Here is an 11,773-nt window from a genome sequence, read left to right on the forward strand (position 1 = left end):
CCTCACCCCGGCCCTCTCCCCAGAGGGGCGAGGGGGCGGTGGGGCACCGCCAGCTCAAGACCCGACATAAAGTGCGAAGGGCTCCTTCCGGAGCCCTTCTTACATTTCATCGTCGCAGCCAGTGCCCTACTTCGCGATAATCATCGCCTCAAGCTTGGTCACATCCGTCGGCAGCTCCGTATCCCCTGCCGGGAGGCCGTTGACCGAGAGGATGTAGGCGACGAGGTCGGCGTAGGTTTCGTCGCCCAGTTCGTCCGGCCGCGAGGGCGGCATGCGGTCGTGGACGTGGGTGTAGAGCGCGGCGACGGTCTGGCCCACCCATTTGCCTTCGAAATAGGGGCCGGCCAGCGGCGGGCCGTAATTGGCGCTCACCAGGTCGGGGCCGTGGCAGGAGACGCAGTTGGCATCGTAAGCGGTCTTGCCGCGCGCCGCCTGCGCGGCGGTGAAGGTCGCCGGTTCGCCGGCCGCAGCAGTGGTGGCCGCCTCGGCAGCCGGAGCCGCCTCGGTGGTGGTCGCTGCCGCCGCGCCGTCACCCTCGCCGGTATAGGTGTAGACGAGGATGGCGCCGGGGTTCTTGAGCGTGGTGCCGGCGCCGCCGTCCATGGTGCCGACGAGGCCGCTGACGTCGGTGGCTACGTACATGGTCTTCATGTCGGGGCTCAGCGCCATGTCGCGCAGCCGGTTCTCGGATTGGAAGTAGCGCTCGATCGGGCCGGCGGCGGTCTTGCCGTCGGGCCCAAGCGGCACGCGATAGATCGAGCCACGCTTCAGCGTGGTGACCAGCAGCGAGTTCTCCCAGCCCGGGATGCCTTCGCCGGCCCCCGGGAAGTAGGCCTGCATCGACGAGGTGGCGACGGTCGGCCAGCAGATGAAGTCGAGGCCGCCGCAGGCCGGGTCGGTGAAATTCCAGTCGCTGGGGACGGTGAAGAGCGTCGCCAGCGGGTCGTGCTGCTGGTCCGGCCAATCGGTTTCGTTCTCGACCGGCACCGAGGGGTCGATGGTGATGTCGGAGAAGGTCAGCTGCGCACACGGCGTGGTGGCCAGATCCCAGCGGGCCATCTGGTAGGCCTTGTCGTCCTTGAAGCCGACGACATGCGGCCAGCCATAATTGTCGCCACCGACCAAAACGTTGACCTCGTCGTCGGTCTTCGGCCCCTGCTCGGAGGCATAGAGCGTGCCGTCCGGGCCGAAGTCGATGCCCTGCATGTTGCGGTGGCCGTAGGTGAAGACGTGGCTTCTGATGCCGCTGATCTCCGGGTTGTCCTCGGGGATCGAGCCGTCGAGGTTCAGCCGCAGCGATTTGCCCTGATAGGCGATCCAGTTGTTGGCGGCGAGCTCATCGGCGGTCGGCAGGCGCTGCGCCTCGATCGGAATGCACCAGTTGCCGAGCTGACCCTTACCGCCATCGCCGATGGTGTAATAGAGCTTGCCGTCGGGGCCGAATTTCAGCCGGCCGGAATTGTGGTCGTTCTGGCCGGGCATGCCGGAGATGATCACCTGCGGATCGCTGAGCGTGCCGGTCGCTTTGTCGTAGGTCAGCCGGACGATCTTGGCGAACAGGAAGGCGTAAGGACTGAACTTGTCCTTGACCCATTCATGCTGCGGCAGGGATTTGTCGACATAGGTGTAGGCGGCGTAGACATAGTCGTTGCCGGTGCCCTGCAGCAGGCCAGGATCGAGCGCCAGGCCGAGCAGGCCGTCCTGGCCGCCGGGGGCAGAGACCTCGCCAATGTCGATCGCCACCTGCTTGGTGCCGTCGGCCGGGTTGACGCGGGTGATCTTGCCGCCGACGCGCTCGGTGACCCACAGCCAGTCATCGGGGCCCCAGGTGATCTCCCAAGGGCCCTCGAAGCCATTGGCGAGTTCCTTCATCTCGAACTGCTTGGTGCCTGTCACGGCGGTGTCCGGCGTACCTTGTGCCAGGGCGGGGGCCGCGGCGCCGGCGATCAGTGCGGCGAGGGCGAACGTTGCGAACAGTCTCATGGCGTTGCTCCAGTGATGAACCGGCCGAACCAACCCGCGGCGAGCAGGTTGGTTCAGGTGTCGACAGATCGTAGCGAAAGCACCGTGTGGCGGGCGTTACCCGCCGAGCGCATCACGGCTGGTCGTGCTTCCAGCCGAGGATGCGCTCGGCCTTTGACGAGTTGAAGAAGGCTTTGCGACCGCTGAGGTCGCCCTTGATCGGGATGCCGGGGAAGTACTTGGCGGCGGCCTCGAGGCTGGGCATGTCGAGGGTAGTGTCGGGGGCGACGATGTAGAACGCCTCGTGCCCCCTGAACTTGCCTTCGAGGCTTAACAGGCAGGCCCGCGCCGCGGCGTCGAAGCGCGTATAGGCGAAGAGGTGCTTTTTGGGCGAGGCCGAGTTGGGGGTGAAGTTGCGGGCGGCGAGCTCGCGTTCCGGCACCACCCAGTGGAAGCGCATCGAGGCGATGGAGATATCCTCCCAGCGGCGGGCGAAGGCGTCGGCCTGGGCTTCGCAGATCCATTTCGAGAGGCTGTAGGGCTCCTCGGAATAGTTGGCGTGCTCCTCGTCGATCGGCAGGTAGTCGTAATGCGGGTCGCGGCTGTAGGAGTGGCCGATGGCATTGACGCTCGAGGCCTGGCAGATGCGCATGATGCCGTTCTCGACGGCCGCCTGCAGCGCGTTGTAGCTGCCCACCACATTGTTGTTGTGCACGACATGATCGGGGTGCCGGCCCGGGGAGGGGATGGCGGCCATGTGGATCACCGCGTCGCAGCCGGCAAAGGCCGAAACGAGCTTGTCATATTCATCCATGTCGGCCTGGATGAAGTGCAGGTCTTTGGTTTCTTCGGTCTCGGGCGCCGCGACGCGGTCGATGCAGACCAGGTCGTGGCCTTGCTTGCGCGCTTCGGTGATGATGGCGCGGCCGACGCCGCCGGACGAACCGGTGAGTGCGATCTTCATTTCGTTCTGTCTCAGCTCGAATAGACGGCTTCGTGGAGGCCGCGGATATAGCCGATGGCGTAGAGCCGGCCGAAGGCGGAATAGCCGGCGTTCTCGTTGCTGTCGCCCTCCACCGTCGGGACATGGTCGGGGCGCAGCACGCCGTCGAAATCGATGTCCTTATAGGCGCGCATGGTGGCGAGCATGTCGGTCTTGCCGGCGTCGTGCCAGGTTTCGTGGAAATTGGTCGGCACGCCCTCGACATCGCGGAAGTGGACGAAGCTGATCTTTTTCTTGCCGAAGCCGCGGATCACCTTGGGCAGATCGTCGGTCATCAGGGTGAAGTTGCCCTGGCAGAGCGTGATGGTGTTGTAGTCGGACGGCAGCATGTCGACGAGCCGCTGGAAGTTCGGCACGGTGCGCATGATGCGGGAGACGCCCTTGATCGGGGTGATCGGCGGATCATCGGGGTGCATGGACAGTTTGACGCCGGCCTTCTCGGCCACCGGCAGCACGCGGCGGAGGAAATACTCCAGCGTCTCCCAGAGCTTTTCCTCCGAGATCGGCGGGTTCGAGGTGATGCTGTCGGGCACGTCGTTGACGTTGAAAGCGGTGACCACCGAACCGCCGCGGCTGGGCAGCGCCATGTTGGTGCGCACCCAGTTGAAATCGGTCATCCACTCGTAGCACCAGACCGGGATGCCGAGCTTGCCCATATTGGTGATCAGCTCGCAGACCACGTCGATCTCGGCGTCGCGGCCCTCGAGGCCACGCTTGGCGAGATTCAGCGGCGGCCGGCTCTCGATGACGCGGATCTCGTAGCCGCCCCTCTCGTACTCGTCCTTCATCCGCTGCAGCGCCGAGAGCGAGGACACGCGCTCATTCGCCTGCAGGCTGTCGAAGGGCAGGCCGGCCACGGCGAGATCGACGCCGCACTGCTTGGCGAGCTTCCAGACGGGGGAGTATTTCGGAGGGATGACCTCAGCGATTTCGAGCATGTCGACACGATCTCAAAAGTTGGTGCGGCAAATATCGGGCCGCGGTGGATGTAACTATGCCGGCCGCTGCGAACGGCCGGCGCTGTGGCTTTACAGCCCCCGCCTTGGCGGGGACGGGCCTTTGAAGGCGCTCCGGGGCGCCGATGCCTAGGCGTGGAACTCGGCTTGCGACTCCTTGGAGCGGACCGAGTGCTGGCCCCATTTCTGATCGAGGTTGGGCCACGGGATCGAGTCGACCAGGAGCCGGGTGTAGGCGTGCTGCGGGTTGCGGATCACTGTCTCGACGTCGCCCTTTTCCACCACGTCGCCGCGATAGAGCACCGTGATGGTGTCGGCAACGTGGTAGGCGGTGGTCAGGTCGTGGGTGATGTAGATGATGGTCACGCCATGGTCGCGGTGCAGGTTCTTCAGCGACTCGAGGATGTTGGCGCGCAACGAGGCGTCCACCATCGATACCGGCTCGTCGGCGATCAGCAGCTTGGGCTTGAGCAGCAGCGCACGGGCGACGTTGATGCGCTGGCGCTGGCCACCCGAGAGCTGATGCGGGAAGCGGCCGAGCACGTCCTCGGGGCGGAGGCCCACGGCGGTTAGCGCCTCGTCCATTTTGTTGCGCGCGTCCTTGCCGGATTTGGCCAGCTTGAACTGCTTGATCGGCACGGTCAGCAGGTGGTCGACGGTGTAGAACGGGTTGAACACCGCGAACGGATCCTGGAACACCGCCTGCACTTCACGGCGATAGGCCATGCGCTCGGCGCCACGGAGCGTCGTGATGTTCTTGCCGCGATAGAGGATCTCGCCTGTCGTGGGGGTGATGAAGCCCAGCACCAGCATGGCGAGGGTGGTCTTGCCCGAGCCGGACTCGCCGGCGACGGTCAGAATGGAGGGATCGTTTTCCGGCAGGATCAGGTTGAACTCTTTGAGCGCAACCTTGGCGTGCGCGGACAACAGCCCGCGCTGGTAGACCTTGGTGACGTTGCGGATTTCCAAGAGGTTGGACACGGGCTCAGCTCTCCTGGTCGTAGATATGGCAGGCGACGAGACGTCCGCCCGGAAGCACATTCACTTTGGGCTTTTCGGAGCGCGAGCGATCCGATGCCAGCGGGCAGCGCGGATGGAAGGCGCAGCCGGACGGCAGGCGGAGCAGCGAGGGGGCGAGCCCCGGAATGCCCTTGAACTGACCGCGGTTTTCGAGGGTGGGCAGGCTGGAGATCAGCGCCTGCGAGTAGGGGTGCTTGGGATCGGTGAACATCTCGCGCACCGTCGCCACCTCGACCAGCCGGCCGGCATACATCACCGCCACCCGGTCCATGGTCTGGGCCATCAGGCCCATGTCGTGGCCGATCAGGATGACGGCCGAGTTCAGCTCGTCCTGCACCTTGTCGATGGTTTCCATCACCTGGCGCTGGGTGACCACGTCGAGCGCGCTGGTCGGCTCGTCCGCGATGATCACCTCGGGCCTGAGCAGGATGCCGATGGCGATACAGACGCGCTGCTTCATGCCGCCCGAGAGCTCGTGGGCGTACATGTGGAAGACGCCGGGATCGAGATCCACCGACTTCAGCGCCCAGACGCAGCGATCGTTGATCGCCTGGCGGCTCTCGCCCGACAGATGCGACTTGATGGCGTCGACCATCTGCTCGCCGATCCGGGTGACCGGGTTGAGCGAGTTCATGGCGCCCTGCGGGATATAGGCGATCTTACTCAGCCGCGCCTTGCGCATGCCTTCGTCGTTGAGCGATTGCAGGTCAGTGCCGCCGACCCACACATGGCCGCCTTCGATCCGCCCGGGGGGCTTGATCATGCGCATCATGGCAAGGGCCAGGGTGGATTTGCCCGAGCCGGACTCTCCCACCATGCCCATCTTCATACCGGCTTCGAGGGTGAAGCTGACGTTGTCGAGGGCGCGGGCGCGACCGAGGTCGGTGTAGTAGGTGACCACCAGGTCCTCAACCCGCAGGATGGGGCCCGCCGCCGCGGCCGCGTTGCGGCTCGAGGCGTTTTCCGTGGTTGCAAGGTTCATCGTCATTACTCCGTCTTGCGCACGCGCGGATTGGCCAGTTCGTCGAGGCCCATATTGATGAGGGCGAGCGAGGCGAGGATCAGGATCATCCCGATGGACGGGGCGATCGGCCACCACCACCAGCCGTTAAAGAAGGCGCCCTGCAACTGCGCCGCCCAGATGATGTTGCCGAGCAGAGGCTCGCGCAGCGGCCCGAGCCCGAGCACGGCGAGGTAGAACGAGGCGAACACCGCCGAGAACACCTGGCCGACGAAGGCCGCAGCGATGAACGGCAAGAGGTTGGGCAGGATCTCCTTGAAGATGATGGCGATATCGCCGACGCCAGAGAGCTTCGCCACCGAGACGAACTGTCGCTCCTTCATGGTCAGCACCTGGGCGCGGATCACCAGCGTTGGCCCCATCCAGGCCAGCATCACCACGATCAGCGCCATGGTGAAGATGGTGACGTCGCGCTTGTCGAGCGAACCGGCGACGACCACCTGGATCAGCAGCACCGGGATCGGCGTGAGGATCTGGCAGACGGTGCGGATGGTCGAGTCGATCCAGCCGCCGAAATAGGCCGAGGTAAAGCCGAGCACGACGCCGATCAAAGTGCCCAGCCCGCCGGCGATGACGCCGATGACAGCGGTCTGCCACATGCCGACGACCATGGCCGCCAACAGGTTACGGCCGAAGAAGTCGGTACCGAAGGGGTACTTCAGGCTAGGCGGTTGCTTGGTCGCCACCGAGAGCGGATAGGCCTGCTTGGGGTTGATGGTGATCAGGCCGATGACGGTGAACAGCACCAGCGCAATCAGAATGACCACGCCGACGGCGAGACCCCGGTTGCGGTTGAGGTAGCGCAGGAACAGCGTGAGGCCGCTCGGCTGCTCCATCGAGGTGTCTGCGGTCGCCGGTGAGGTTGCGGTAACGGTCGTCAATTTTCCGGTTCCTACTGGTTGCGGACGCGGGGGTCGAGCAGCGGATAGATGAACTCGAGCACGGCCATCAGCACGGCGATGGCGATGGTGATGAACAGCACGATCCCGTAGATGACAGGGAAGTCATTGGACCGGATGGCGTTGTTGAGCACTTGCCCCAACCCCGGAAGGCCGAACAGCTGCTCGACGACAAGCGCCGAGGTGACCAGCGTGCCCAACGCCAGCGCGAGACCGGTGACCTGCGGCAGCAGGGTGTTCCTGAGGTAGTAGTCGCGGAAGATACGCCCACCGGTCAGGCCCTTGTGCTCGGCGAAGTTGACGTAGTCCTCGCCCTGGATGGTAACGCCCATGCCGCGCATCGACAGCACCCAGCCGCCGACCGAGCCGAGGATCAGCGCCAGCGCGGGAAGCATCTGGTGGCGCAGCACGTCGAGGGCAAACTCCCAGGACCAGTTGGGGACGATGCCGATCGAATAGGGGCCGCCGAGCGGCAGGAGCTTCAGACGGAAGCCGATGAAGAACAGCAGCAGCACGCCCATGATGACGGGCGGCACGCCGGTCAGCAGCACGAAGGGGGTGGCAATACCGCGCAGCCAGCGTGGCGACTTGGGCCAGGCCGAGATGGCGCCCAGGAGGTTGCCGATGATGAAGCTGAGAATGGTGGTGAACAGTAGGAGGAAGAAGGTCCAGGGCAGAGCCTGGCTGATGATGTCGGTGACAGTCGCGGGATAGCGGTTCAGCGAATAGCCGAAATCCATCCGCACGATGTTGCCGAGATAGGTCCAGTACTGCTCGAGCAGCGGCTTATCGAGGCCGAACTGCTGATTCATGTTGGCGATGAGTTTTTCGATATCGCCCGGAGCAAAACCGCCGGAGCGCGCCAGTTCGGCGAAGCGTTCGCGCAGCGCGTTGCGGGGGCTGAGGCGGGGGACGAAGAATACAATCGTGGATGCGGCCCAGATGACCAGAACCAGGAAGGACAGGCGCTTGGCAATCAGCTTGAAGTTCACTCGGGTCATCTCCGGCACGGTGAGTAGTGGAGGGATGCGCGCGGACGCGCACCCCGATAGCGGAGCTTCAGCTTACTGCGCGCCGGACGGCTGCAGCGAGGTGATGACCAGGAGGCCAGTGTGGGCCCAGAACGCGCCGTTGGTGCCCATTGCGGGGTTCGCGGCGGTCGGCCAGTTCTTCCAGTAGTGCTGGTTGTAGGCGATGCGGTGCAGCCACTGGATGATCGGGATATCGATCTGGTCACGCCAGTAGATGCCCAGAGCCTTGGCGGCGCCTTCCTGGAACTTCGGATCGTCCGACGAGAGCGGGGCGATCGAGTCGAGGATTTCGTCGTACTCGGGGTTCTTGTAGCGCGAGAACCGGTTGTTGCCGGCCGAGGTGCCGATGGCTTCGCTGTACTTGCCGTGGAAGAGGTTCAGAGCCTCGAACGGGTCGTAGAGCGAGGCGCCGTGGCCGAACATGTAGAGGCCGGCCTTGCCGTCCGCCATGTTCTGGTACGCATCGGGACCGAAGTTGATCGCGGCGTCGAAGCCGCCCTGGCGGAGCATTTCAACCAGGATCGGCACGATGTCGGAGTGGATGCCTTCGAAGCCCTGGATGGTGGCGTCGATGGTCTTGCCGTCCTTTTCCCACAGGCCGTCGCCGTTCAGCGTGAAGCCGGCCTCGCCCATGAGCTTGGCGCTCTCTTCAGTGTCGAACTTGCGCGGCTGGTACTGCTCCTCGAGCGCCTTGACGGCGGGCGAGTCAGCAAAGGCCTGCAGGTTCGGGTAGAGCGGGAACGGATAGATCGTCGCGATCGGAGCGCCTTCATACAGGATGTCGTTGATGACATCGCGGTTGATGACGAGGCTCATCGCACGACGGACCTTGGGGTCGCTGTAGGGCTCGAGCTGGGTGTTCATCCAGAGCGAGTTCGGCCACCAGTCGAGGTAACCAAACGGCGATTCCGAACCGGTATGCGTGGTGATTTCCGGGTTCTGGGCAAGGATGTTGCCGATAACCGAGGAACGCATGTCGAGGGCGGAGTCGAACTCGTTGTTCACGACGCGCTGGGCGACGGTGTCCATCGAGACGCCGGTGATGTTGGCGATGATGACGCGCTTGACCGCCGGCTCGGCGATACGGCCGGCCTTAACGGCCCACCAGTCGGGACGGTAGTCGAAGATCTTCTGGTTGCCGTTCCACGCCTTCAGGTCATAGGGACCGGAGTGCGGGATATCGATGGAGCCGGGTTCCATGTTCACGTCGGGCTTGGACGACAGGTAGTCGGCCGGGACGATCGGGATACCGGTATCGAACTTTTCGGTCAGCACTTCGAACTTGAAGCGCGGCGCCGGGGCCTTGAAGTTCACCTTCACGGTCAGGTCGTCGACGATATCGGTCGAGGCGACGAACTGGGTGAAGTGCGCGTTGTAGGGCAGCTTGGAGTTGTTCAGCTGGCCATCGAAGGTGAACTTGACGTCCTTGGAGGTGACGGGAGTACCGTCGGACCACTTGGCGTCCTTGTTCAGCTTGATCTCAAGCGCAGTGAAGGTGTCGTCGGTGTATTCCATGCTGTCGGCCAGCCAAGGAACATACTCGCCCTTGAAGATGGCGAAGTACATCAGCGGCTCCCACATGAAGGCGTTGCCTTCCTGGTGGGTGTAGCCGGGCAGGGCCCACGGGTTGGTGACGCCGATCGGCGAAGACAGCGCAACACCCCAGCCGAGAACGACGGTCTGGTTGCGCGGCACTTCGGGAAGCGGAGTCGCCGGAGCGATTTCCTTTGGTGCTGTGGCAGCAAGCGGGCTTTGCGCCAGCGCTGCCAGCGGCGATGCCATGACGCCAAGCGCCAGCAGTGCCGCTGTGATTGTTCTACGTTTGACCATGTGACAGAGTCTCCCTTGACTGTCGACGAAAGCTGAAGGTCGCCTTGAGGCGACAAATGTTTGAATTGTGGGTCCCATCGACCCGGTTAAGCCCCCACACCTCCCCAAGATAATCTTGTTATCCTGCGATCGCTCTCTGGGTGGTGAGGTTCGCCGGCCGGCGGATGGCAGGCACCAGTGGCGCCATCGATCCACGTTGCTGCGCGACAGGGCTCGAATGTTCGCCGATCTCCTTTCTCGGAAGATCGCGGGCCATACGAGCCTTCGCCATGGACGCCGAGCCGCGATGTCGCGGTTTTCGGCGCGTAGTCGCTCGTCGGCTGCCCGAGGTCAGGAAGCCGTTCCGCCACTCATCGCGTTACGCTGGTACTGCCCATCGGACAGTCAGATCTTGCCCTGCGGCATTGGCTTGGCGTCTCCCCCACCAGAGCCGGCAACTCCCTCCAGAGCGCCCGGCTATTTCTCCCAATATTCTCAAGCGTTAGACGCGCATGGGGGTTGAGTCAACAGCTGGAATGGTAGTTCAGACAGCCCCTGGCGCGGGAAATTCGCTCGACATCTCGAAGCGCTTTGAATGTGCGGGGTTTTTTGGATCGGTGCAAGCTGTGTATCAATCTGCAAAAATAATGTGCGATCGGCAACGACAGCGTGCATCGAGGTGGGAATCTCGTCGTTTGCTGATGGTGGGCGGTCAAACGATCGGCAAAACCGGTCAGGTGAAGCTGACGATGAGCCGCTGTTCGGTGCGTCCGGTGACCTGGCAAGGCCACTCGGCGCCGTCGGAGCGGATCTGCAGGTCGAACGTGTCGGGGATATCGAGGGTCGAGCTCAACGCCAGTTCGGCGCCGTTCTCCCAGAGCGAGCGCACCGTGCAGTCGGTCACGGCGTGGCGGTTCATGAAGATGATGCGGCCGGCCTTCAGCACCCGGCGGCGCTCGGTCTGCATCACGGTGTTAGAGGGCTGCCACAAGGCACTGCGGTTGCGGCCGGCGCGCTTGGCGGCATAGAGCGCTTCGTCGGCCTTCTGCAGCAGGCTGTCGATATCGTCGCCGACCGGATCGAGGGTGGCGACGCCCAGGCTGACGCCCACGGCAATCGGCGGATGGCTGCCGGGGATCTTCAGCGTGCGGATGGCGGTGCGCAGCTTCTCGGCCGCCTCGTGGGCGCGGTGCTGGTCGGTGTGGGGCAGCAGCACGGCGAATTCTTCGCCGCCGAGCCGACCGAACAGGTCGGTGCGACGCAGCTGGCCGGTGACCAGTTGCGACACGGCCGACAGCACCTGGTCGCCGGCGGCGTGGCCATAGGTGTCGTTGACCGATTTGAAGTGGTCGAGGTCGAAGGCGATACAGCTCAGCGCGCTGCGATGCCGGCGGGCGAGGGCGACGAACTTGCCGGCTTCGTCCTTGAAGGCGCGGCGGCTCGAGACCCCGGTCAGCGCGTCGGTAGAAGCAAGACGCCGCAGCTCCAGCTCGTTCATGGCGACATGCGCCAATTCGGTCAGGATGGCCCTCTCGCGCGGTCCGAAATGGCGGGCGGCGGAATCGATGGCGCAGACCGAACCGATATGGAAGCCGTCGCTGGTGGTCAGCGGCGCCCCGGCATAAAAGCGCACATGCGGGTCACCGGTGACGTAGGGGTTGTCGCGGAAGCGGTCGTCGAGCCGTGCATCCGGCACGACGATCGGGGTGGGGTCGGCCAACAGGTAGCGACAGAAGGCGCTCTGCAGCGGCACCTCATCGGTCGAGAAACCGTCGACCGCCTTGTACCACTGCCGGTGCGCATCCATCAGCGAGACGATGCCGACCTCGACGCCGAGGGTCAGCTTGATCAGCCGCGCGATGCGGTCGAACGCCTCCTCGCGCCCGGTATCGAGCACGTCGTAGCGATCGAGGGCCGCGAGCCGCTGGCGGTCCGCAGCGGGTTCGTACTCGTCGTTGAGAAGCGCCTGACCCATAGCGAACCCGTTGCCAGTGACATCGTTATCGAAGGGAGGCGGTTAAGCGTTTCTTAACCCTGGCCATGCGGCGTGATCACATTCTCAAACGAAGAGG

9 protein-coding genes are annotated in these 11,773 nt (G+C 64.2%); all 9 read right to left on the reverse strand.

Going from position 1 to position 11,773, the window contains the following annotated elements:
- Positions 1–126 precede the first annotated feature (126 nt).
- The 9 genes from ASC68_RS06965 to ASC68_RS07005 all read right to left on the reverse strand — a co-directional run bounded on the left by ASC68_RS06965 (position 127) and on the right by ASC68_RS07005 (position 11,676).
- Entirely contained in the window at positions 127–1,983 is a 1,857-nt protein-coding gene (locus ASC68_RS06965) for a glucose/sorbosone family PQQ-dependent dehydrogenase (RefSeq protein ID WP_082527977.1), read from the reverse strand.
- 112 nt (positions 1,984–2,095) lie between these two features.
- Complete coding sequence (locus ASC68_RS06970) at positions 2,096–2,926, reverse strand: NAD(P)-dependent oxidoreductase (protein WP_055876922.1); 831 nt, start codon at positions 2,924–2,926, stop codon at positions 2,096–2,098.
- Positions 2,927–2,937: 11 nt separating this feature from the next.
- Positions 2,938–3,903 (reverse strand): mannonate dehydratase, encoded by a 966-nt coding sequence (locus ASC68_RS06975; protein ID WP_055876925.1) that lies wholly within the window; start codon positions 3,901–3,903, stop codon positions 2,938–2,940.
- Between the two features lie 147 nt (positions 3,904–4,050).
- Entirely contained in the window at positions 4,051–4,902 is an 852-nt protein-coding gene (locus ASC68_RS06980; RefSeq protein ID WP_055876928.1) for an ATP-binding cassette domain-containing protein, read from the reverse strand.
- Positions 4,903–4,906: 4 nt separating this feature from the next.
- Complete coding sequence (locus tag ASC68_RS06985; RefSeq protein WP_055877050.1) at positions 4,907–5,923, reverse strand: ABC transporter ATP-binding protein; 1,017 nt, start codon at positions 5,921–5,923, stop codon at positions 4,907–4,909.
- A 5-nt stretch (positions 5,924–5,928) separates the two neighbouring features.
- Positions 5,929–6,843, reverse strand: a complete 915-nt coding sequence (locus tag ASC68_RS06990) for an ABC transporter permease (RefSeq protein WP_055876929.1) — start codon at positions 6,841–6,843, stop codon at positions 5,929–5,931.
- A gap of 11 nt (positions 6,844–6,854) precedes the next feature.
- Positions 6,855–7,853: an ABC transporter permease gene (locus ASC68_RS06995; protein ID WP_244488484.1), complete on the reverse strand. Its 999-nt coding sequence runs from the start codon at positions 7,851–7,853 to the stop codon at positions 6,855–6,857.
- 72 nt (positions 7,854–7,925) lie between these two features.
- Positions 7,926–9,722 carry an ABC transporter substrate-binding protein gene (locus ASC68_RS07000; protein ID WP_055876934.1) on the reverse strand — a complete coding sequence of 599 codons (1,797 nt, stop codon included), beginning with the start codon at positions 9,720–9,722 and terminating at the stop codon, positions 7,926–7,928.
- A gap of 712 nt (positions 9,723–10,434) precedes the next feature.
- Positions 10,435–11,676: a sensor domain-containing diguanylate cyclase gene (locus tag ASC68_RS07005; protein ID WP_055876936.1), complete on the reverse strand. Its 1,242-nt coding sequence runs from the start codon at positions 11,674–11,676 to the stop codon at positions 10,435–10,437.
- Positions 11,677–11,773: the final 97 nt, after the last annotated feature.

The organism is Devosia sp. Root105 (genome assembly GCF_001424865.1).
GTDB lineage: Bacteria > Pseudomonadota > Alphaproteobacteria > Rhizobiales > Devosiaceae > Devosia_A.